Here is a 24,517-nt window from a genome sequence, read left to right as displayed (position 1 = left end):
ACAACTGCATGACGTTTGCTGAAAATTTATCAGACGTAGACACAAAATTCATCCTATCCTTAAAACAAAATCCTTCTCAAAAATCCATTACCATTTACAATCCATCTACATTTGATCATCCAAGAATTGCCATTAATGAAGGAAAACTGCTACAAAAAGCATTTGAAACAGCTGGTTATTTCAAATCTGTCAAAGTGGGATACAAGGATGATGATGTTTTTGCTTTAGTGTTTCTAACCAGAAAACATGAAGAAGGCATTGGTGTTTGGATTACGGGACTTTCATTTGGAATCTTGCCGAGTATCACCTATGAAACAATCACAACAGAGGTTAGCATTCGTGATCAAAAATCGGGTAACGCAAGTAACTACAAAAGGGAATCAAAATTCAAAATATATAATGGATGGATATTTTTACCTCTCTGGCCCTTCTTCCTCGAAAATCCAGAATACCAAAAATTATTAAACCACCATATCCAATCCATCTTAAAAGAAGCTAAGTTAGATGGAACTATCTAACTAAAGGCTTAGATCGATTTTAATGATAGTAAATTAAACTTTCGATTGTATTATTTTTTTTCTTCTTTGACTTTGATTCCGTAAAATCCTTCTTTTCTTCCCAACCAATACAATCGATCCATTTGGTCTTCTGTCATCATACGTTTGTTAAATGTTTCTGTATAAAAATCCCACTCCGTATTTCCTTGGTAATCCCGAGGCCACTCTTTTCTCCTTTGATAAGGATGGTCTTTTTTAGGGAAATTGGATTTGTGGTATGCCCATTCCAAAACATGGAACAATTCATGGTAAATGAAAATGGGATGATTGGCATGATTCCCACTTGCGATACTTTTATTGGAATCGGAAAGAATAGTCAATCTCACTTCTGGATCTGAATCAGTGCCGTAGTTCCATTCAGTCCCACCGCCATTGGTAATGAGTACTCGATCAGGTTGTTTGACACCAGGCCATACAACAATCACTCCATCACTTGTTTTGATCTCATCCAGTATTTCCTTCGAAAGGGATGGTTGGATGGATTCGATAGAAGGTTGCATCACAAAGCGAAAGGATTCATCCCTAAAATTTGTGGAAGTGATTTCTGAATTTGTCCTTATCACTTTATAATCCCAATGGATTCCCTTCGATACATCTTCGAATGAGTCTCGAAAGTATATAAAACTTAGTAACAAATCAGATAAATCCTTTTCCGATAAATCTGCATCCATATTTCCGTAAGAACTTAATTGATTTGGCAATGGATCTTTGAATCGGGTACGAGGGATTACTAAAAAAATCATTTTTAAATTCCGACGAGGTTCTTCTTTCAATTTTTTTGTTTTAAATTGTAATGCTTTGTATTTAATGATGAGTTGGTCTCGTAAAAAATTCCAATAAGAAGTTACATGGGCATCCATATCTGGGTACAACATTGATATAGTATCAAATGCGTAATTGTATTTTCCTTTTTTTACAAATTCATCAGTGAGTAAGGAAGTATTCCAAGCAATTGCTGGAATGAGTGGGTTGGACAATTTTTCTTTGAACAGATTATTCTGAAATAGTTCATGCCATTTTTCCCTTTCCTCCATTGTGATTTCTGAATCGATAAACAGATCACCGATATTATAACCAGTGTTCATGGCCGCATCTTGTCCTGATAATGTAGAAAGGCCCTCGTATAAAAATTCCCTTGCCTTTTCCCTCTCATTTAACTTCATAAAGGCGATTGTTAATACATTGATCAACAATCCATAATTACCTTCCCCAATTTTTTCTCTTGCTTTTGGAATGACCTTAGGGATGAGGGAAACCATTTCAGAATACCGAGCATCATGATTGAGACACCAGACTGCTGTTGTCAAACTAGATGCTTCTTCTTCGGGAACAAGTATAACATGTTGGTTCGCACTCTTAATGCATTCGTCTGGCCATTTGCCCTTTTTACTCGCCAATTGAGAAGAAGAGGCCAAACGAAGCCACCAACCAAAACTATCTTTTGGATCAGATTGGATGATCTTTTCCGATAGTTTGAATGCAGAGAGATAGTCTTGTTTTTTTAAATATTGGTCTGCCTGGTTCCAGGACACTTGGTCAACTGCAAACAATTGGGAAAAAGAAAAACTAAATAACAAAAATAGGTATTTCTTTAGATTCATCGAATCACCTCTGGCAATAAAAACCTAGAGTCTCAATAGTTTTTAAAAAGAATCAATCGTTTATTTTTGTTCTTTGGAAATGATTCTCTCTTGGTGGCCTGGGTAAATGTATTTGGTTTTTTGATAGGTCGCAAGGCTCTGTAAAGTATCCAAACTCTTACGATTCATTTTTGGGTCTGTTGTAAATGTTCCTGGAATTACATTTTCTAACCAACCAAAACGAGTATGGCAAGTGTCACCTAAAACCAAGTGACCACCATCCTTAGATGGGATAAAGAATGCTAAACTTCCCCGAGTATGTCCTGGAACAGAGAGGATAAAAAAACTTTGGTCTCCAAAAAAATCATAAACGAAACTATTTGAATTCCTATCTCCAAAATCAAGTTGTAATAAATTTGGATTTTCACCTAACAAACGATTGGTAGAACCTTGTACAAAAACATTAATGAATTGAGAATGATCCATCTCACTTGGACCAACATAAAATGGGATTTTACGGTCTAACTCACTGGCACCCATAACATGATCGAGGTGTAAGTGTGTAAAAAAGACTCCCTTCAATTGGATTTTATTGTTCTCTAAAAATTTTTTTGTCGTTTCATAAACTTTTAATTTATCAAAATTCATTTGAGAGGCAACAAGGGAACTGACTGGAACTTGGTCTTTCCCTTTTGTAAAACTTTCTCCTATTCCAGAATCGATCATAAAGGTTCCATGTTTTGGGTGTTTGATCAAATAAAAATAAATCGAAATTGGTTCTAGTCTGTCTTTTAGATTAGCAAGTTTTGATTTTGGATCCTCCAAATCCAATAAACCCGCAAGTGGCACTTCCCAATCAGCTGCCTTAACGGTTTGGAAATCAACATACACATTTGGTTTGATGGGAAGTGTAAATGCTTGGTTAGAGGAAATGATGGGATAGTTTTTGTAAGAATGTGAACTCACATGGCAATTTGAAAAAAATAAGAGTAAAAAAAGGAAAGGAATGAATCGTTGGACCTGTTGGATATGTTTCATCGGAAGAGAACCTCTTTTTGCTAAATTTCCACAAGATCCTAAAAATTGTAAAATACAACTTGAGTAGAGATATCCACAAGAAAACGCTTACGTCAAAAAAAGACACAATCCGAATCGAAAGGTCCAAATTCCAGTACGAATCCAATTTGTGAAAACCAAACGTTTGATTTGAATCCGATCTTTCCCTTTTAACAGTTGATTATGAATTGGAACACTTACAAAAAAAGTAACAAACCAAATGAATAAAACGAGAATCAAATTAAGGCGAAAAAGATTTGAATTCATTTCTAAATACCAAAGGAAACTTGCGCTAACAAGTTCAACCATCATCAATGGAGCAACAATCCAAGTGATTCGGAAGGAATGAAACTGGTGAAATTTAGAAAAGTCCGATTCATTTATGTATAAAAAAGTGGGGTAATGAAGGATTTGAATGATCCAAATAATGGCCACCATCATGGAACAGGATATGAACTGTATCTGAATGAGGAGCGTAATTGAATCCATAGAATGTAGACGAATGGAAAGTTTATTGTGACAACTTTCCATCCAAAAAAACTTTACGTTTTTAGTCTAAGCCAACCATTTCCAAGCCGCTTCCATATTGGGAACTGACTTCATTTCCACGAGTCCAGTTTTTAATGTGGTGTCTTCAATGGAAATGGCAGACAGTGCTGATTCAGGTAATACAACAGCCATTTTCCGAAGTGTAGAATTACTTGCTTTTGGAAACCATTCGAGGTTGACCCAATCTTGTCCTGATTTTGAAACTAAACCGATTTGTCTTGTGTCAGCCAACCACTTTGATATCTTCCACTTTTCAATGATTTCCAATGCTTTTAAGAGAATGGATTTGTATCCTTCATCCGAGTAATTTGGTTTCCAAACAACTTCAATTAAATGATGATTAGGAACATAGTAAATGTCTCCTATTTCAGATGAATATTCTATCCTATGTGTTTTTGTATCCCTAACAAAATCATTCTGATGAGAAACAGTCACGTTGGTTTTAAAAAGATTCACCATGGAAATCAATTTCTCTGTGGCACTGCTAAATTGATTGAGGTTATCAGCTAAAAACTCACTTTGTTCGGAATTTTTAAATGAAATTTCACTGATGGAAGATACAGACACCGTTACTTCATTAGTTGCTGTTTTATGTTCATTGACAGCATTTTTAATCTCATCAGATCTTTCTTTAACAAATTGAGCTAAAGTAAACAGTTTACCTTCAACATTCTTTTGTGATATGATTGCATTCTTTACTTCTTCAATATGCTTAGAAATGACATCAATGGTACCAATGATGGATTGAATCTCTGAAGTTGTGGAATCAATTCGTTCTCTACCTAACTCAACATCCCTTTGATTTTTTTTAATTAAATGATCAATACTCTTCACTGCATTTGCAGTTCTTTCTGCTAATTTCGAAACTTCATCTGCAACAACAGCAAATCCTCTACCTGCATCTCCAGCTCTTGCTGCTTCAATAGATGCATTTAATGCCAACATATTCACTTGTTCACTAATTTTATTGATGATATCAACTGTACGAGAAATTTCAGTAGAACTAGATGTAAGATTTTCCATTGCATCGTTCATGAGCTTCAATGAAGTTTTTCCTGATTCTGCTTTTTCAATGATCACTTGGATGGAAGTCAAAGTTTCATTCACGGTGTCAGCAGTTTCATCAATGGCCGTTGACAGTGATTCAACTTTCTCTTTCAGATCAGACATACTTTCTTTGTTTTCATTTGCAATATTAGAAATGGATGTTGCAACACCTGAAATTTGCTCAATGGAAGCGGACACCTCTTCTGTTGCTGCCGACTGGGATTGCAAATTCATTGCAAACTCACTTGTAATTTTTTTCATCTCAATTGATTCATTCGACAGAGTTGATGCAGAAGATTTGATGTGTTGGATTAGTTCACTTTGTGCTAAAATCATCCGATGAAAACTATGATAAAAATCTTTAAAAATATCAGTTTGTTTATATGGAATCTGGATTCCTAAATTCCCTAAACCAACTTCTTTAAAGGCAGATTCTAGTTTCATAAAAATGGATGTGATCCAATTTCCAAAAACAATCCCAATTCCAAAACTAACAGGCGTAATAATTAAAAGAGTAAATCCAATTTGGATTAATAATTGATCCTCAAAATTCTGCATCAAATGCAGTGATAAAAAAGTACCAAGGGAACATAATATCCCGAACGCTAAAAAACTAAGGAGAAAGTATATTTTGAGTTTCGTTTGCATATCCTATACTACGACTAAAATTTCAATGGTCTGGTAACGAGTACAATTTATACTCTAAGTTAAAAATAATGGGATCAAAATTGGAATTTTTGAGACAAAAGAGAATTCAGGTAGCCTTGGTTCTTTTTCCCGCAATGACTAGGAATTACCATAATTCGAATCCATTCAATCACTCATTTCTCTTAAATGGCATGATGGAATTCTTGACTTTCCGAACTCAATCTGATTCATTTTTTCCAACATGATCCAGATTTTAACCTTTGTTCGCTCACTCTTCCAAGCACCAGATGGAGTCGAATTGCGATACCAAAGATACTACGTTGCTACAAACTCAATTTATGTTTTAGCAGGTCTTATCCATTTTACTTTTGTCTTTTTTTTTCTTCTCGTTGGTGCTTTGGAGATGGCAATCTTCAACATTGGAAGTGTATTCTGGTTTGCTTTTACAATTTGGATCAATCGAAAAAAATATCTATTTACTTCCTTGTATTTATGTTTTTCTGAGGTGTTTTTACATGCACTAACAGCCACTTATTTTTTTGGATGGGGAGCTGGATACCAATACTACATGATGTTATTTGCAACAGGAATTTTCCTTTTGCCTCCAGGAAAAAACATTCTTAAATTTGGAAGCATAGTGATTGGGTGTCTCTTATTTGCATCCACCTATTATTATTCGATGAATTATCCTCCGATTTATGTATGGAGTACAAATTTTCTCACACTCATCAATGTATCCAATATAGTTTTTTCCACCTTATTCCATGCAGGTTTTGCTTATTATTTTACCTTAGCTGCAAATATCGCCGAAGACTCGTTAGAGAGAGAGAATAAAGCACAAACAGCTTTTTTTCAAAACATTTCACATGAGTTAAGAACACCTCTTACTTTAATTTCTGGACCTTCTGAATCCGCTTTGAATCGTGAGGAAGGATTAAATCCACAGGAAGTCAAAATCATAGCCAACCAAGGAAGAAGATTAACTCGATTGGTAAACCAACTACTTGACCTGCAAAAAATCACTTCTGGGAAGATGGAAATCAAAACATCACCTATACTTCTGGATGAATTTTTATCATTGGTATCAGAAAATTTTAATGCTTATGTCAAAAGAAAGAACATAAACTTTGAACTCGTTTTAGATGGAAATGATCTAATTGTTGCTGCTGATCCAGAACAATTAGACAAATGTATTTTTAATTATCTTTCAAATGCTATCAAGTTCACTGAGTCTGGCGGGAATATCAAATTACAGACAAAAGAGAAGGATGGGGAGGTGATTGTCTCAGTTTACGACACTGGAATTGGGATGAATGAAGATCAAATGAAACGCCTATTTTCCCGTTTTGGTATCAGTGAAGCATCACTTACCAGAGAACAAGAAGGAACAGGACTTGGTTTAGCACTTGTAAAAGAATTAGTGGAACTACATGGAGGCAAAGTTGGAGTAGAAAGTGAAATCGGAAAAGGTTCTCATTTTTATTTTTCATTGCCCATTATAAAAAATGTAAAAACAACTGATATCTTAAGTTGGAAAGAAAAACAATTCCATCTTTTCCAACATGAATACATTCCCGAAGAATCCAAATCACTCATTTCCGATACAGAAAAAGAATCTCCCAAACGATTTGTTAAACTTCTGGTTGTTGAAGACAATCCAGATTTACGATCCTATTTAGGTTCAATCCTCACGAGGGCCGGTTACCATGTCCTCGTTGCAAAAGATGGGGAAGAAGGTTTAACCATGATTTTATCTGAGAATCCAAACCTAGTAATCACTGACCTTATGATGCCAAAACTCAGTGGTCTTGATCTAATAAAAGAAATTCGAAAAAAAGAACAATTCCATTCATTGCCTGTCATCTTATTAACAGCCAAAGCAGATGTAACAACAAGAAAGGAATTACACAGTGAAGGCGCTGACTTATATCTTTCAAAACCTTTTTTAGAATCGGAATTATTAAGTGTGATTCGAAATGCCTTACGATTGAAACAAAAAGAATTCTACTTACAAGAAGAATTAGCACGTGGTGTCAAAATCCAGAAAAAACTATTACCAGAACCAAATTTTGATAAAAACCAAATCGATGTTAAATTAGAATTTTTACCAAGTGATGGAATTGCAGGTGATTATTATTGTATCCAATCCTTAGAAAATGGTAAAACTTTTGTTCTATTAGCAGATGTATCAGGGCATGGATTCTCTGCAGGAATGGTCTCTACCTTATTACATTTTAGCCTACAACTTCCTATTACCAATAAAGAAAACCCTGCCGAATGTTTGTCCCAACTGAATTCAATTTTATTTGGAAACACGGCAGGATTATTCATCACTGCAGTTGCTGTGGTTATTGATTCTCATGAAAAAAAATTCATCTGGTCAAAAGCAGGTCACGAGGACATTTATTTTGGCCATCAAAACCAAATCACTGCCCTCTTAGGAAAAGGGAAACCTCTTTCCATTCTTCCCGAATGGGAGGGAACTAATTTTGAAGTACCATATGAAGTGGGAGACAAACTCTTTTTATTTTCAGATGGAATTTTTGACGTTCGTTCAAAAGATAATGCGATGTTCCGTGAAAAAGGATTTGTTGTATGGTTAAAGGATCACTCCCTTTGGAAAGGGGACAATACACTCAGTACTTTGTTACAATCAGCGATTTCCCATCAAAACTCAGAACTCTTTGAAGACGACGTTACTTTACTTTCCATCCAATTCTTAAAGTAACTATTTTTATTAAAATCAGATTCATTTAACATCGAATTTATGTCTAAAACACCGAGGAAAATGATGCAAACAAATCTATTACAAAATATTTTACGGACCGTACTCGGACTTTTTATGACAATAGCAGGTGTAGGTCACCTTACTTTCCAAAGGCAAGAATTTTTAGCCCAAGTTCCACGTTGGTTACCCCAAGATCCAATGTTTATGGATTTTGTTGTATTGTCTTCAGGAGTGGTCGAAATCACATTTGGATTGTCCTTACTTTTTTGGGCGAAGGAAAGGATTAAAGTGGGGATCCTACTTGCTATCTTTTTTGTTTTAATTTTCCCAGGAAATATATCTCAATATACGAATGGAATCAGTGCCTTTGGCCTTGATACCGATGAGAAAAGACTGATCCGTCTATTTTTCCAACCTCTCCTCATTCTTTGGGCATTATGGTCAACGGGTGCTTTACGATATTTGATCGATAAACGTAAAAACAAATAAATATATTCCATTTGAAAAAACCAAATTTATAAATTTTCCTTTTCGAATCATTTGGAAAATGATAAGTTTGGTAAAATTTTATCAATTGGAAGTCTCTATGAAATTTCTTTCAAAAACAAATCTGACTCTGCTCACACTTTTGTCTCTACTGGCTTGTAACAAACTTTCACAATCACCAGAAGCAAAACTCAAAGAATTAGTTCCAAAATTCCAAAAGACCATGTGTTCAAAAACAATTGAATGTACAAAGGACGAATTTGCTAAAATTCCACCTGCTTATCGAAACATGATCCCACCTTTTATGCAGTCGGAAGAAAACTGTGTAACTTTTTTTGACCAAAAAATGAAGGAAGCTGAGAAAAAGAGAATCGAAGAAAAGAAAGAAGTGACGGAAGAACAAGTGCAAGCCTTTGAAAAGTGTATTTTAGCATTTGATAAACTAACATGCGACACATTCAAAGGTACGAAGGGAAAAGTTTCCATACCAGAATGTGAAGAAGCACAAAAATTTTCAGGCGAATAATAGACAATTAGAGGATTGGGATATCCAATCCTCTAATGACTTACTCTGCATAAAGTTCAATTTTGTTTACTAGATCCTCTGGCAGAAATGGCTTATGAATTATATCTAAAAACCCTGAATGTTTCACATGATTGCTTACATCGATTGAAACATCAGCAGTTAGAGCTATGATAGGAGTAAGGATTCCACTGGCACGAATTTTTTCAGTTGTGACAAAACCATCCCATTCAGGCATTTGCAGATCCATTAAGACCAAAGATATTTTTTCATTACTAACAATCTGTAATGCTTCTTTACCATTACTAGCTAATTGGCATTCAAAACCACATTTTCTAATAAATTGAAATGCTACTTTTAAATTGAGTTCATTATCGTCTACAACAAGGATTGTTTTATTCTTTCTTTGATTTGAAGATTTTTTTTGAATTACAAAGCGATTCTCTTCTGGAATCAATTCTGATTTAGTAAATTCCAAAAGAAATGAAAATTCACTTCCTTCATCTTCTTTGGATTTCAAGTTGATGTTAGAACCATAGAGTTCAAGGAGCTTTTTTACAATTGATAATCCTAAACCAGTACCACCAAATTTTCTCGAAGTGGAAGAATCAGCTTGGGAAAAATGATCGAATATGATTTTTTGATTTTTTTCTGGAATACCAATTCCAGTATCTCTTACAATAAATCTTAGTATTACTTTATCATTTAAAGTATCTTCAAGTTTGATTATTAAAGCAATTCCACCATCTAATGTAAATTTTATAGCATTCGAAATCAAATTGATTAAAATTTGCGTTAAGCGATTCGGGTCACCAATCAAAAATTTACTGATACCTTCGTCTATTTCTAGTTTGAATCCAAGATTTTTCTCATCCGCTTTAACCTTCATAGAATGAAAGATTTTATGGATTAAAGATAGGAAATCAAACGGAATGAATTCAAGTTCTACCTTCCCCGCCTCCATCTTATTAAAATCCAGAATATCATTTATGATAACTAATAGATTTCTAGAGGAAAACTGAATCATGGATAAAAAATCCTTATGTTCCTCTTTAGGATCATCATCCAATATAATATTTGTAAATCCTATGATTGAATTAATCGGAGTACGAATCTCATGACTCATGGAAGATAAAAACATCGACCTGGATTGTGCAGCCTTCTCTGCTTTTTCCTTAGCGACACTCAATTCCAGTAACGAATAGTTTAATTCTTCTGCTTTTACTTTATAAGAGTTTTCTAATTCATGATTCACACGTATAAACATGAGCATGATTAGAAATTCACCAAGAAAACTCAAAAAAAGATTAAACTGAAAAATTGTATCCAGATCAATCTTAGCCATATTACCAAACTTAAGGATGGAATATTCAGAATATTCCAGACAAAAATAAGAAAGTAACGAGACCAAAGTCCAATAAATAATCCATCTCCACTGGATCGTTTCAAATACCAGAAAATACAAACTCAAAAGTGGAAAATACAATAAAATCGAACCGGAACCTTTCCCTTGCGTACTCGATAGATTTAAGATCGCAAAATTAAATAGTAATAAAATTAAATTTTTAGAAAGGAAATGGAAACCTTTTTGATTCAATTTAAATGTAATATAAAACAATAGAGCAACGAAGAAGCCAAAAAAGGAAAAAAATGTTTTCCCAAAAAACAAGAGCATGGCAAGCGAATTAATGATCGCTAAAGTGATAAAAATACCACTCAGATACCCTATAAACCGAACTTGTTTTTGCCTCATTGTTGTCATACTATTAATCAAAAGATCTTTTGAAACTTACTCCCATAATATGGAAATTTTATATTCAATTCCGGCAAAAAGTCCAGATTATTTCATATCCCAATCCAACCTTTGAATTAGACGAAATAATTTTAGAAAAAACCTTTGTATCAAAGGAATTTTGTGAATTAGAAATCGTTACAGATTTTTTTCATTCGATTTTCTATGGAATTGATTTCACAGGGAAAGTTTACATTAGATATTGTTTCCATAAAATATTCTTTTGATTCGTTAGCAACCAAATCGAAATAATATTCACCTAACAAAACAAATCAAAAACGAATTAACCATGGAAATGTTTAAATGAGAATTTTTGAAAATTGAATATTCAATGGAATCACATTCGCAAACATGATAAGAACCAGAATGGATTATTTAGAAAAAAACAAAGAAATTGTAATAAGATTCAATTAAGAAGTGATCCAAAACTGCAATGAGGATACTTTCCAAGAACTCATGCATTTGGAATTTATCAATCACACCGCTCCTACCCATGCAAATGATGCACAAGGAATGTGGAACACTTTCCATTCTATTCTAAAACCAGCTTTCCCTGATTTGAAAGTGTAAATTTACGACCAAATTGCCGAAGGTGATAAGGTTACCACTCGCAAGGCGATTCTTGGTACACGTTTAGGTCCGCTTATGGGAATTAAGCCAACACAAAAACAAATTCGGATTGATGTCATCGATATTATTCGCTTACACGACGAAAAGTTCGTTGAACATTGGGGAATCAATACTTTACATACTTTTCTTTCGGAATTGAAATCTATATAAATTAATTCAAATATTCTATCAAACAAATTCCTAACTCACTGTTTATTGGTCATATTACCGACAAGAGTTTACTCGCTTAACGATCAACTATTTAGAATAAGAATCATTCTACTTGCGGATTACCAACGTTCCGTATGAGAATTTAAGAAACCAACAGCATCTAAGTAATTTGCGTATTAATTAATAGTCAATTAATGTAACATCTTAATTCATTTCGACACATTTTAATGAAACTTATTTCACCGATTCAAGTTTTGCCCTAAACTTTCTTACCATACTAAAATTTTGCTGGTATTTTTTTCCATGATCTATATCAATTGATAACAAATTTAAACCTGCTTCCGTGCAATAAATTTCTTTAATATGAACCATAGTATGTTTAAAGAAAATAAAGAAGATGGAATGACAAGTGCATATCACAATTCTTTACCTATCCCACTCTTTCAAATTTCGAAACAAGGAATCATCAATTTTATAAATTCTGAAGCTCAGAATTTATTTTCCATTACACAAACCGATCTTTATCAAAAATCATTCACAACACTTCTATCTGAAAAATCAAAAGAGGTATTTAAATCATACATAAATAACATATCACTTGGAATAAACGAAAAGTACTGCTTAACCGAAATCATCGTTAACGAAAATCTCACAAAACAAGTTTCACTTTTTGCAAATCTCTCTCTAGACGATAAGTGGATCCAGTTAATTGTAATAGAGGCAACAAATGAATCTGAAATCTTCTACAAAAAGGAATTTGAAGACATCTCCAATGTTGCTCAAGTTGGTAGATGGGAATTAAATTTAATCACTGGTACGCTAGAATGGTCAAAAAAAATATATGAAATATTTGAATTGGATCCCGACCTCTTCCAACCAAGTTATGAAACATTTTTATCAGTAATCCACCCAGATGACCGCGAAAAAGTAAACCAAGCATATTCACAATCGTTAATCGATAAAAAAGAATATGAAATTGAACACAGACTCATTCTGACAGAAGGCCGTATCAAATGGGTAAGAGAAAGCTGTTATTCGATATTTGATTCAAAAGGGAACCCCGAAATTTCAATTGGTACTTGCCAAGACATTACCAAACAGAAGGAAATGGAAATTCATCTTATAGAAAGTGAAAAAAAATATTCAAATTTGGTAGAAAATACTGCAAGTCTTGTCTGGAGTATTGATGAGAATGGATATTTTAAATATCTTAATCCAGCATGGGAAAAATTGCTTGGATATACCAAAGATGAAATGTTGAATCATCCTTTTTTGGATTTTCAACCATCCTTGATTGCAGCAAGAGACAAAAAAGCATTTAATAAATTTAGCTTAGGTGATTATGAAGCTATCAAACATGGTTATGAAACTTTATTTATAACCAAAAGTGGGGAAACAAAGTTTTTAATTTTCTATCCAACTCCATTTTTTAATTCTTCTGGTGAGTTTAAAGGTTCCCATGGAACTGCAAATGATGTAACCTTTAAACGTACAGTAGATGCTAAACTTGAGGAAATTTATTTTGAGTTGGGGCAAAGGCAATATGCAATCGACCAACATGCAATTGTTGCAATTACGGATTTGAATGCAGATATTATTTATGTAAATAAAAAGTTTTGTGAAATAAGTAAGTATACAAGAGACGAATTAATCGGTGAAAACCATCGCATTATAAATTCTGGATACCATCCGCCTGAGTTTTTTAAAAACTTATACAGAACAATTAGATCAGGAAATACTTGGCATGGCGAAATCAAAAATAGGGCTAAAGATGGTGGTTATTACTGGGTAGCTACAACCATTGCACCTATCAAAAATTCACGTGGTGAAATTGAAAAATTTCTCTCCATTAGAACTGATATAACAGAAATCAAAGAAGCGGATGAAAAAATCAAATCACTTTTAGAAGAAAAGGCACTTATCTTAGTTGAAATACACCATCGAATTAAAAACAATATGAATACGATTTATAGCCTCTTAAAAATGGAGGCAAACTCCCAAAAAGACATTTTACATAAGTCCATTTTACTCGATGCATCTAACCGAGTTCGAAGTATGATGCTATTATATGACAAATTATACCGATCAGAAAATACAGATACTATATCCATTAAAGATTACTTTCCAACTTTGATTTCCGAGATACTAAATATTTTTCCAAGTCAAGGGAAAATTACGACAGATATACAAGTCGAACCTATTGCGATTAGCACAAAAATCCTATCTTCCATTGGAATCATCATTAACGAACTCGTTACCAATTCCATGAAATACTCCTTCAGTGAAGGCCAAATAGGAAAAATTACTTTCCATGTTAAAATTCAAAATCAAATTTTAATGATCCATTACGAAGATGATGGAATTCCAATCGAACAAACTAACTTACTTCAATCAACAAATAGTTTTGGTTTAAACCTAATTCACATGTTAGTGAAACAATTAAAAGGAATAGTTCATATAGAAAATACTAATGGAACAAAATATAAAATTGAAATTAAGATTTAGGGATTTATCGATATGAATGAAAAACGAATTCTCCTCGCTGAAGATGATTTGATATCTGCCACGTTACTGCAAGAGTCTTTAGCTTCAGTCGGATACAAGGTAACACTGGCGGAAGATGGACGAAAGGCAAAAGAGTTGTTTTTAGAAAACCAATTCCCAATTGTCATTACAGATTATGATATGCCAGATGTAAACGGAATTGAACTCATCGATTTTCTAAAAGAGGAAGAGTATGAACCCATCATCATAGTATTAACAAATCATTCCGAAACTTCCATTATTATTGATATCATGAGAAGAGGGATTTACGATTACATTGTAAAACCCATTGAAGCCGAAGAACTTTCCCTAAAACTTAAACGTGCATTTGAAATTCACAATATAAAAAAATTAGAAAAGGTTGCAAAGCGAGAACGTGAAATGCGCCTGGAAAGTCACTTAGATTGGATCAAATGGAAAGAAAAAATGGGAGGATCTGGTAAATTTAAAAATTTGAACCAAAATTTATTTGAGAGTTTAAAAACTAGTTTTAACCAAGGAACTGGATTTGGAGCTCTGGTCTCCTTAATAAAAATCGTTTCGGATTCCGCAGAAATTGAAGGAGATTTTTACAAAATCGATACAGAGATTATGAGTCTCATCAAAACAAATGCAGAGATGGCCGAAAAGGCTTTAATCACTTTTTCCGAAATAGATGATATCTTAAACGGAAAAATCGAATTGGATATAATCTCATTAAGTAATTTGTATAGTGAAATAAAGAATATGACAAATCAAATGAGTGCACTCCTAGACATTCAAAAAAATTATCTTTACATAAGTGAAAAAAAATCATCATTTGATCAAAACAAAATCTATATAAACAAAAACTACTTTAGCATAGCATTGAAAGAAATCCTAACCAATGCATGTAAATTTTCGATCCCAGAAAGTAGCATCCATATTGTTTTGTATATTGAAGCTAGATCACTAATAATTTCTGCTTATAATTCGCCCATCAACAATTCCGATAGAACCGAGGGAATTCCGGTAGAATTTGAGAATATGATATTTGAGCCATTTTTTCGACTCACGAAATTTGTTTATGATGACTACAAAACTCTCGATTTCGGATTAGGATTAACAAAAGTGGAAGCAATCATCAAAAGATTTGATGGTAAAATCGAAATTAAAAATATTATCGATCATCTATATGCAAAATCCCAACCTAAAACTAAAGTCATATGCCGTATTTCGATTCCACTTGTTTCAGATAATGGAATCTAGAAAACTCCAATTCTAACCAATTTAAGGTAAGACGATCCATTGATTCCTCATTGATTACAAAAAAAGAAAACCAAATTATGGCTGAAACTGATTATTTTAGTTCTAGAGATTTAAAACATCCCTGAATAAAATTTACAGCGTATGTCATTATATGGGAATCTTTGGATGCATTTGAGTTGGAGTTAAGAAATGAAAAAATCAATTGTCGATGAAATTTTAATCTCAAGAGAGATCAAAAATGAAAAAACAGTCGCGGTTGTTCGATTTGCCATTTTTTCCTTCGCTTCACTCATGGATTATTTGTCCTACTTCCATGTGATCAATTATACAATTGTGCCTCCAACTAACATCACACTTTTGTTAGACACAACATTCTTAGTCTTTGCAGGTTTTGTACTTTTTTTTGTAACTCATTTTTCTTTCCAACCATATCTCAAATTTTTTACCATTACATTAGATTATACGATTGTTGGGTTCATGATATTTTTTGATCCTACAGTCCAAAGAGGTGATGGTGTTATTTATTTTATCGCAATGATTGGGGCCATTTTCATCTACCAATTTAACTTACTGAGACATTCCAAAGTTGGAACCATCTACGGAGCATTTTTATCTTTTGTTTTCTTGTTTGTGATTTCCATTGGATTAGGAGGAGGATATCCTATTGATTTAATCCCTATGTTATTTGGATTGGGGATGATACTTGCAATTGGTTATGTGACAACAGTTTCCAACATCGAAATGGTCAAAGAAGCAAATGCAAAACAAATGATGGAAAGATACCTCCCTTCACAATTAGTCAGTGAGTTTTATAAAAACAATGCTCAGTTAGAACCAGGCGGGGAAATGAAAGAGGTAACAATCCTTTTTTCTGACATACGATCCTTTACAAAATATTCCGAACAAAGGTCCGCCGAAGAAGTGGTTCTCTTTTTAAATGACTATCTCTCACGAATGACAGATATTATATTTCGATTCAATGGAACCATTGATAAGTTTATTGGAGATGCGATCATGACAATCTTTGGTGCACCATTTAAACGAGAGGATGATGCTCTCCGCGCAGTTAAGTCTGCTGTCGAAATGATACGAGAGATACAACGATTCAATCAAAAAAGGGAACACCTAGAAGATCAAATCCAGGTGGGAATTGGAATCCACTCGGGAGAAGCCATTGTTGGAAATATTGGTTCCGATCGTAGATTAGATTATACTGTTATTGGTGACAATGTAAACCTAGCATCAAGGATTGAAGGATTAACCAAACACTACCAATGTCCAATTTTGATTTCTGAAGTAACCTTTAGACAAATTGAAGCAAAGTATAATGTATCGGATGGATTTGAAATCAGAGAGATTGATAAAGTCATTGTGAAAGGAAAATCAAAACCCATTTCTGTGTATGAAGTTGTTTGTTTCACCGACTGAGTGAAAAGAAGTTTGGTCAGTTCAAAATCAAAAACTTCCATTCACCTTCTTATGTTAGACCTGATTTGATTTAATAACACTTTCCTTGGGAAGTAATATCCACAACCCAGGCTCCTGAACTGTCCTTAGCTAACATAAAATCAATATCCTTACATTGAATCGTTTGACCTTCCGAATCAGTCCGATTGATATCCCCTTCATACCGGTAAAACCCTCCATTAGAACCTTTGTTAAACGTCCCATCATCAATGAGAACTTTCGACCAGGTGTAGTCTGGGTATTTTTCAGAAAAAGCTTTTACAACCAGTTCCTTTACCTCGGGTTTTTTAGGTGCCTTCTCACTTTCTGAAGCGATAGCTTTAACATCACCAATTCCTATTTCTGAAAATTTCCACTGGTTGCCTTTTTGGATATAGTTTGCACCCGCTTCAAATTCTCTCTGCGTTCCAGACTTTTCTGCTACAACTTGAAACGGAACTTTAAGTTTTCGTTCTAAGAGTTTTCCTTTTTTATCCACTTTCTCAAGTGTTCCTGGGTCTCCAGCGGATGTGATAGAGATAATCGTTTCGCCGGGGTATTTTTTTGACCAAGTAGAACGCAGGTCTCGTTCGGCTTGTTCCGTTGGTACTGGATCTGGAATCGTATCTGCAAACACTACAGATAAAGATAAGAAAATTAGAATTAGATAAGGTTTCCTGGTTTTCATAGGCATCGAAAATTTTACTTTTACTGGAGATTAAATCAAGAAAAATATTTCTAATTCTAGGCTTGCTTCAATGATTCATAAACGCGCGATAATGCAATTTCAGAATCACGAAACCATACAAGTTGCTTTGATGGATCGATAACTCGATCGATATCAGTCACACATTGTTCCATATACCCTTTTAGATGGTTCTGTAATTCTTTCGCTGATTTGATTCCTTGTTCATTAAAAATTTCCTTACCACCTCCAAAAATGGTTCGTTCAAAATAATCCCAAATCCTTGGATTTCCAAATATTTCATTCCAATTTGTTCCATAAAAATCACAAACAAATTCATACGCTTGTTTCGTATCTTCCTTGTGTTCTTTAGAACCTGTCATACGAAATGAAATCAAAGGAGATAAAAAAGACTGAAATACAGCAAAGAGAAAATTGGAATCCCATAGATTTGAAAATCGAGAATTTTCCGCTTCTTCAAAAGCCAAAACTTCCATCTCAATGATTGTTTTAGCCTCATTCATTTTGGTTTGCATGGATTGGAAATAATGTTCCATTTGTGGACTCGAAACAATTCCCAGAGATTTTTCCGCAGATGTGAGTTCAGGTTTTCCAGAGTTAAGAAGTTTTTCCAATCCATCTCGCATAACATATACAAGGTGGGACTTAGACATTCCTAAAAAAAGATCTTCCTCTTCCATTCTAAGAATGAAGTTGGGACCAGAGGTGGATTCACTTTCTAATTGGAATACTCGATTGTAAATTTTTGCAACATTCGGATCCTTTTTTGCATCACCTAAAGATTCAAATGATAAGTGATACCCTTTTGCAATCTCTTGCGGCGAAGGGATATGATTCGATTTAGGTTTTAATTGGTAAGCTTCATTTCCTAATTTAGAATAGAAACCGATGATTTCAGTGAAATAGTTTCTATTTTGGGCCTCAGCCATGAAAGCAGAATAATCTGTGCTAGATTCAGCGAGGGATTCCATGTCAGATAACAATTTTTTTGCATTTAATACTTCTTTGTTATCTTCAGGTAACGAATCAATATAGTTTTTAAGGCCACTTCGATAAGAATCAAGTAAATCTTTCAGTGCTGGTTCCATTATAATTCTTCACCTAATATTGATTCTATTCTTTGAACCAATCGATTCATTTGAGTTTTTGTGAATGGATTTAGCAATCGATAAGGATTTTTAAAAAAAGAATCAATGCTAAATTTGGCATCTAACGCTTTTAATTTCAAAAATTCTTGTTTTGTCTGTTTTGCTTTTTCTTTCTGATGGGAACCATTTGCAATTGTGTTTACTTGGAAGAGTAACTGCAATACTAGCACGGATTGATTGATTTTCTCATTTGCTTCACTTTCTGTAACTGGTGATATCGTTTGCGGAAGTTTGGTTGCGAGATCTGCATAACTATTACAAACAAGTGCCACCTCTTCTCGTTTTGCATAGACTCTCGAATTCTCTTGTAATCCGAATTTCTCATACAATTGTTTCATCGATCGGTAACGATCGATCTGTTCACTCTTGGCAATGGAAAATAAATCTGAGTCGGTACCCAATTGTTTGGTATACTCTTCATAATTAGAAGAATCGTTTGCGATATTCAAAACCTTTTCATATGCCTTGATCTGCTCCTTGTTGAACCCAGGATTCTCTTTCAATTTTTGAATGCGAATTTTGAGATAGGATACGTGGTCAGATGTATGTTGATCCATTCTTCCCCCTTTGATTTCAGAACGAGTTTAGTTTCGAAAGAATGAATTGAAAAGAATTATTCACTCTAAAAATATTTTTTTCGCCAAAACCAGTCAAAAAAACACCGTAGAGAAACAATACTTAACGTAAGTTAGCTTATTATAGACACCGAAAGTTTCCCTTACCAATTTGTAAAATGTAGAATTGGAGAATTTTCGCTGAGCCTCAAAGTTTGTTTTCCAATCTTGAATTCATTATACTCTCATACCTTCATTCTGTAAACATTTGGAGTCTGGTTTTCCAAAACTTTGTTCAATACTTACAACAACAAACACTCATTTTATTTCCATTCCGATGACGTATCTGCTGTTATGTTCTATTTTTTCCTCCATTCAAAAAATAAGTTGAGAAAAGTTAAGGATTTCCTAAGGATTGCTCCATGTGGAAATGTAAGTGGATTTTCTTATTATTATTACCCAATATACTATTTGCTGAAGGGTTTCGGAAAGGCAATCTCACCTTATTTGGTTCTGGATCGTATGGCTTGGGAATGTCGTCTGGAAGTTTAGAACGTTTTGCGGAAACATATAATTTCCCAACGTATTTATCGTTTCGCGAAGGGCTAAGTCAAGAAACAAGTGCCCTTTTCTATTATGGACTGACTGAATTCAATTCAGACCAAGTCCGATTGAATAGCCATCTCGGAGAAATGGGTGTCCAATATGCATTCTTCAAATACCTTTCAATTGGTCTCACTGGAGTTTACCAGTCAATTGAAGCGTCGAACTTACGCCAACTGGAACCTACATTTGTATTTCTATCGGCAAATCAATTGCAACGGCAATATCCTACAAGTTCGTATTACGATAGTTTATTTTCTGCCGAATTGTTTTCATTTTTAATCCGAAAAGACCAAAGAATTTCTTCGATCACAACAGGAAACTTAGACTTTGGAATTCATTTTTTACCAAATTCAGTGTTTGATCCGTATATTAGATTTGGTGGAGGAATGGGAAACGAACGCCAATCAGGTGGTAAAGTTGAGCGTTTTTTTGCTGGTGTAGGTTTACGTTACCATTTTCTGTCTTCGTATTTCATCTTTTTAGAAGCATTAACTGCAAATACTTACATAGTCGATTTTAAACCACAAGTAAACACTTTCCGAAACAGAGGAAATTTTGAAGAAAGTTTTGTGAGCCTTGGAATAGGAAAACAATTTTCACTCGCTTCATCCAACGAAGAATCGAATGTTACTTCAGTTGTCCAATCCATTGATAAAACACCAACCATCGAATCACCACCTCACATCAAAACATTTTCATTTCTCGCAAGTGAACTCTTTGAACCAAGGACAACTCGGATCCATGTGGAAGGTAGAGCAAAATTGGATGCACTTGCCCGTAGTTTTGCTATTGAATACCCTGAATATGAAATTGTCATCATCAACTTTGTGGCACCTTTTCCTGGAACAGAAGAGGAAGACCCTTTTCATGAACAGTTTGGTATCAACAGGTCATTTGCCATTTTCCAAATTTTACGAGAAAAGAATATTCCTGCAAAACGAATCGTGAATGCAACAACAGGATCCACTCGTTATGAATTGGATTCTTCTGAAAGAGTGATATTCGAACTTCGTGCCAAGCAGTGATAAAATAAAAAACAATCAATTTCAATTCTCATACAGTTTAGATCGTTAGAATTGAATCTGAGACAATCGAAGTATGTCGATCTGTGAATGACAAAACGGAACGAACTTCACAGAGATCCGAGATTATAATGACTCACGGTCACCGTTTTTTACGGTATTGTTGCGAATATAGAACGTTTTTAACGGAATTTTGGAATTTTTTTTCATCGCAGTGAAATTCGGCTAGAAGGTGATCTCCAATTTTTTAGAAGATGTACGCAAAAAGAATCCAAATTGGATACAATAGGTCATGCGAAATTTTACCAAACGACTCCATTCTCTTTCCCTCATTTTCATTTGTTCATTTCAGTTTTGTATATTGTTACCTAACAATGGTTCCAATCCAAATGCCATTTTGGCTCTCCTCCTAGGTTTGGGAGGACGTTCCTCCACAACTGTCAATTTGGAACCTGGAACTGTTGTCGATCTAACTAACAATGGTTCGTTCGAAGGAACACTTGTTGATTCCGATGGGAATGGTGTATCCGACGGTATTGATCTTACGGGAAATGGTGTCCCGAATCTTTTACTCATCGATACCAATGCAGACAGTATCCCTGATGCAGTGGATACAAATGGAGATGGAGTTGCCGATTATTACATCAATCCAAATCCACCCGCTTTTCTTACATCTGGACCTGGCGGCTCAGGAAGTCCAGTGTTTGCCATTGTAGATTCCAGCGGAAATCTGATTGGTTTTGATACAGATGGTGATGGAACATCTAATGATACTTTGGTGGCACAGATTCTTGGAGATACAACACCACCCACAATCACTAGCTCTTTGTCATCAGGGACTTATTCTACAACGCAAACAACTACGTTAACATGCGCTGACAATTTTGCCCCGGGGAACATGATTTATACTTTAGATGGTTCGACTCCCAACTTCCAACTGAAAGTAGGAACCATTCTATCTCCACCATCCAAAACTGTTAGCCTGTCCTTTGAAGGAACTCGAACCTTGAGAGCATTTTGCCGAGACATGAATGGAAACCTGTCCTCCACAATTCAAATCAATTATACGGTTGATACTTCAGTGCCTGCTTTAACTTTAGTGAGTCAATCTTCATTAGCTGTAACTTCATCTGCAAATGGCATTCAATCTTCTACTGCCACATGGCAATCAAATCGTTCTGGATCATATGCAATTTACGAAGGCAGTGCCTGTTCGGGAACAAGTTTATCAACTGGGTCCGCTTCCGCCAATCAGGACATAACGTTTGTTCGCTCTTATACTCACTTTCCTGGTGAAGGAACAAAATCTTACCGAATTTGTGTGACTGGATCCAATGGTTTGGTTGGTTTTGTTTCTTTTTCTCTGCAAAGAGACGACACGGCGCCCGTTGTGTCTACTTCTCCAAGTACAGGGAATTATAGTTCTGCTACTTCCGTTACTGCAAGCTGTTCTGATGTAGGTGGATCTGGTTGTGATAAAATATCCTACACTACCCAAGTAGGAAGCGCACCAACTAATCCCGCCATCCAAGGATCAACAGGAAACATTACGAATGGTACATTATATAACTCAAGTATCAATATGTCCGATGCTTCTGTAACTTATACTAAATTTATAGCGCGTGACAAAGCAGGAAACCTATCGTCTATCAATTCACAAACTTACACTGTCGATACCCAAGTAGCAACCATTACTGTAAACTCTTTCACTTCAGCAGTCAATGGAACTAATAACGTAAGTCTAAATTGGCAAAGCACAAAAGCGGGAGAATACCAAATTCGAATTGGAGGTAGTAGTTGTGCAACAGGAACTCTCTTAAGCTCAGGTTCCGGAAATTCCAACGTGACAGGTTCCGCACCTGCTACCACAGACATAAGTTCCACGATTGCCAATACGCACCTCACTGAAGGCGATAATACAATCCGAATTTGTGTTTCAAATTTAGTTGGTAGTTTTGGCTTTACAACCCGTAATACAACTAAGGATACTACAGCTCCTGTGGTAAATATTGCTTCACCATCTGGTTCAAGTCCTTTTAATTCTGGAACACAACTACAACTCAGTTGTTCTGATTCTGGGGGAACTGGGTGTGATAAAATTGTTTATACTTTAAACGGCACTGATCCCACTTTTGATGCCAATGGCACCGTCACAAATGGATCTGTTTATTCCTCTGCATTTGCCCTTTCCGATGGTAGTATCCAAGTCAAGTACCGAGCAATTGATTTAGCAAAAAACAGCAGTACTGTCAGTTCTCAAAGCATTTACGTTGGTCCACCTGTCATTTCTTCCATAGGGGTTGGAACGTCACAGTTAACTGTTAACTTTTCAACCATCTCTGGAGCAACGGGATATAAAGTGTATTATAGTTCCAGTTCAGGTGTCACAAAATCAAACTCAAGCATATCAGGCACAAGTTCACCCATTGTCTTAACAGGCCTTACGAATGATACAACCTATTACATTAAGATCACATTAACAGCCGCTTACGGAGAAAGTGATTTGGGATCAGAAACTTACCAAACTCCATCTAATCTACCGTTAGTAGATTATTGTAATCTTCAGTATCCGAGTACCTTAACTTTAACAAGAAATACGACTGCCAATGCGTCCAATGCGATCTATATTCAGTTTTTTCATACAAATGTAACGAATATCTTCCCTCAAGCAGCTGACTCTAGAGTCCAGTTACAAGTAGGATACGGACCCAATAATTCAAATCCCATTACCGAACCTCAAAACTGGACATTCTTTTTTGCGTCCTACAATTCCTCTTGTTTAAGTTGTGGGAATAACCATGAATATTATTCATTTATCACAGCTCCCGCAAACCCCGGAACTTATAAATATGTAGGAAGGGTAAAGATTACAGGTGTTGCACGAGAAACGTATTGTGATATAGATGGGAATGGTACGAACGGTGGCCTAAACTTTTCAACTTCTCAACTGGGAACTTTGACGGTTCAGTAATTTTGGGAATCAAAAAACGATAAAACTACTATATTAACTAAGGGCAACTTGTAGTCGTATGGCTTGATCCTATGTCATTTTGAGTTTATGCCACTGTGAAGGATGTTCCAGATGGCGAGATTGTGATTGAAAGATTATATGTTCCTTGGATACCGGTGTTAGCTCCGTAATCTCTACCAATTGTTAGTTGGTATTTGCCTAATGCAAAAGTAGAACAAGATCGATTGTCACCTAAATCTTGCCCGTAACACATTGCAATTGGTAAAATTGCCTAAATAAGCAATGCCAAATTTCAAAAGTAAAAACTTTCAAAATAAAAAAGAAAGATCCACCAGTTAGGAAATACACTTTCAAATCAAAACTTATTAAGTCAAAATACCTTCAAAGCTTTACATAAGTCCAATATTCTGAAAATTTAATTACAAAATCCGCCAGAACAAGTATTGTTTATACATTGATTGTTAGCAGTGCAAGCAGAACCAGTTCCACCACATAATTGAGTGCAACTTGTGCTAGAACAAGTTAATGTTCCACATCCTGGATTATT

21 protein-coding genes (1 of these 21 running past the window's edge) are annotated in these 24,517 nt (G+C 34.9%); 12 read left to right on the top strand and 9 right to left on the bottom strand.

The genetic code is table 11. The features are described 5' to 3' along the window. Positions 1-8 precede the first annotated feature (8 nt). Positions 9-518 (top strand): hypothetical protein, encoded by a 510-nt coding sequence (locus ND812_RS08040; protein WP_265375023.1) that lies wholly within the window; start codon positions 9-11, stop codon positions 516-518. A 50-nt stretch (positions 519-568) separates the two neighbouring features. Here the strand turns inward: ND812_RS08040 and ND812_RS08035 are convergent, their stop codons facing one another. Together ND812_RS08035 and ND812_RS08030 are read right to left on the bottom strand one after the other, a co-directional pair. Then, positions 569-2,158, bottom strand: coding sequence for a hypothetical protein (locus ND812_RS08035; RefSeq protein WP_265375022.1), 1,590 nt, complete (start codon positions 2,156-2,158; stop codon positions 569-571). A 60-nt stretch (positions 2,159-2,218) separates the two neighbouring features. Beyond that, positions 2,219-3,175, bottom strand: coding sequence for an MBL fold metallo-hydrolase (locus ND812_RS08030; RefSeq protein ID WP_265375021.1), 957 nt, complete (start codon positions 3,173-3,175; stop codon positions 2,219-2,221). A gap of 238 nt (positions 3,176-3,413) precedes the next feature. Between ND812_RS08030 and ND812_RS08025 the strand changes: the two genes are divergently transcribed. Further along, entirely contained in the window at positions 3,414-3,542 is a 129-nt protein-coding gene (locus tag ND812_RS08025) for a hypothetical protein (RefSeq protein WP_265375020.1), read from the top strand. 206 nt (positions 3,543-3,748) lie between these two features. Here the strand turns inward: ND812_RS08025 and ND812_RS08020 are convergent, their stop codons facing one another. Beyond that, a complete protein-coding gene (locus ND812_RS08020; protein WP_265375019.1) occupies positions 3,749-5,437 on the bottom strand; it encodes a methyl-accepting chemotaxis protein in 1,689 nt (562 codons plus the stop codon). 241 nt (positions 5,438-5,678) lie between these two features. On the opposite strand from ND812_RS08020, the gene ND812_RS08015 reads away from it, so the two are divergent. The 3 genes from ND812_RS08015 (at position 5,679) to ND812_RS08005 (ending at position 9,177) form a co-directional block, all read left to right on the top strand. Next, the gene (locus ND812_RS08015) at positions 5,679-8,165 is read left to right on the top strand and encodes a SpoIIE family protein phosphatase (protein WP_265375018.1); all 2,487 of its coding nucleotides are present in this window, start codon (positions 5,679-5,681) and stop codon (positions 8,163-8,165) included. 63 nt (positions 8,166-8,228) lie between these two features. Continuing rightward, positions 8,229-8,654, top strand: coding sequence for a DoxX family protein (locus tag ND812_RS08010; RefSeq protein WP_265375017.1), 426 nt, complete (start codon positions 8,229-8,231; stop codon positions 8,652-8,654). A gap of 97 nt (positions 8,655-8,751) precedes the next feature. After that, complete coding sequence (locus ND812_RS08005) at positions 8,752-9,177, top strand: LA_2478/LA_2722/LA_4182 family protein (protein ID WP_265375016.1); 426 nt, start codon at positions 8,752-8,754, stop codon at positions 9,175-9,177. A 40-nt stretch (positions 9,178-9,217) separates the two neighbouring features. On the opposite strand, the gene ND812_RS08000 is transcribed toward ND812_RS08005, so the two are convergent. Continuing rightward, positions 9,218-10,519, bottom strand: coding sequence for an ATP-binding protein (locus tag ND812_RS08000; protein ID WP_265375015.1), 1,302 nt, complete (start codon positions 10,517-10,519; stop codon positions 9,218-9,220). 864 nt (positions 10,520-11,383) lie between these two features. On the opposite strand from ND812_RS08000, the gene ND812_RS07995 reads away from it, so the two are divergent. From ND812_RS07995 to ND812_RS07975, 5 genes are all read left to right on the top strand, one after another. After that, entirely contained in the window at positions 11,384-11,536 is a 153-nt protein-coding gene (locus ND812_RS07995) for a hypothetical protein (protein ID WP_265375014.1), read from the top strand. Further along, the gene (locus tag ND812_RS07990) at positions 11,537-11,746 is read left to right on the top strand and encodes an ester cyclase (protein WP_322113685.1); all 210 of its coding nucleotides are present in this window, start codon (positions 11,537-11,539) and stop codon (positions 11,744-11,746) included. 375 nt (positions 11,747-12,121) lie between these two features. Then, positions 12,122-14,251: a PAS domain S-box protein gene (locus tag ND812_RS07985; protein WP_265375013.1), complete on the top strand. Its 2,130-nt coding sequence runs from the start codon at positions 12,122-12,124 to the stop codon at positions 14,249-14,251. Between the two features lie 12 nt (positions 14,252-14,263). Continuing rightward, a complete protein-coding gene (locus ND812_RS07980) occupies positions 14,264-15,517 on the top strand; it encodes a response regulator (RefSeq protein WP_265375012.1) in 1,254 nt (417 codons plus the stop codon). 189 nt (positions 15,518-15,706) lie between these two features. Continuing rightward, positions 15,707-16,945: an adenylate/guanylate cyclase domain-containing protein gene (locus tag ND812_RS07975; RefSeq protein ID WP_265375011.1), complete on the top strand. Its 1,239-nt coding sequence runs from the start codon at positions 15,707-15,709 to the stop codon at positions 16,943-16,945. A 70-nt stretch (positions 16,946-17,015) separates the two neighbouring features. On the opposite strand, the gene ND812_RS07970 is transcribed toward ND812_RS07975, so the two are convergent. Genes ND812_RS07970 through ND812_RS07960 form a run of 3 tightly spaced genes read right to left on the bottom strand, consistent with a single transcriptional unit; the run spans position 17,016 to position 19,374 of the window. Then, positions 17,016-17,651, bottom strand: a complete 636-nt coding sequence (locus ND812_RS07970) for a hypothetical protein (RefSeq protein WP_265375010.1) — start codon at positions 17,649-17,651, stop codon at positions 17,016-17,018. Between the two features lie 56 nt (positions 17,652-17,707). After that, a complete protein-coding gene (locus tag ND812_RS07965) occupies positions 17,708-18,757 on the bottom strand; it encodes a hypothetical protein (protein WP_265375009.1) in 1,050 nt (349 codons plus the stop codon). Then, a complete protein-coding gene (locus tag ND812_RS07960; RefSeq protein ID WP_265375008.1) occupies positions 18,757-19,374 on the bottom strand; it encodes a hypothetical protein in 618 nt (205 codons plus the stop codon). Before ND812_RS07960 ends, ND812_RS07965 begins: the two co-directional genes overlap by 1 nt. Before the next feature lie 419 nt (positions 19,375-19,793). Between ND812_RS07960 and ND812_RS07955 the strand changes: the two genes are divergently transcribed. Then, entirely contained in the window at positions 19,794-21,002 is a 1,209-nt protein-coding gene (locus ND812_RS07955) for a hypothetical protein (protein WP_265375007.1), read from the top strand. Positions 21,003-21,291: 289 nt separating this feature from the next. After that, complete coding sequence (locus tag ND812_RS07950; protein WP_265375006.1) at positions 21,292-23,970, top strand: FN3 associated domain-containing protein; 2,679 nt, start codon at positions 21,292-21,294, stop codon at positions 23,968-23,970. An 85-nt stretch (positions 23,971-24,055) separates the two neighbouring features. Here the strand turns inward: ND812_RS07950 and ND812_RS07945 are convergent, their stop codons facing one another. Beyond that, on the bottom strand, positions 24,056-24,223 hold the full coding sequence (locus ND812_RS07945; RefSeq protein ID WP_265375005.1) for a hypothetical protein: 168 nt from the start codon (positions 24,221-24,223) through the stop codon (positions 24,056-24,058). Positions 24,224-24,385: 162 nt separating this feature from the next. Next, positions 24,386-24,517, bottom strand: partial view of a hypothetical protein gene (locus ND812_RS07940; RefSeq protein WP_265375004.1) — the final stretch only. The gene runs 378 nt beyond the window's last position; the window shows 132 of its 510 coding nt (coding positions 379-510); its start codon lies off the right edge, out of view; its stop codon occupies positions 24,386-24,388.

Origin of the sequence: Leptospira limi, assembly GCF_026151395.1 — a bacterium.
Lineage (GTDB): Bacteria > Spirochaetota > Leptospiria > Leptospirales > Leptospiraceae > Leptospira_A > Leptospira_A limi.
This window is presented reverse-complemented; position numbering and strand designations above follow the sequence as displayed.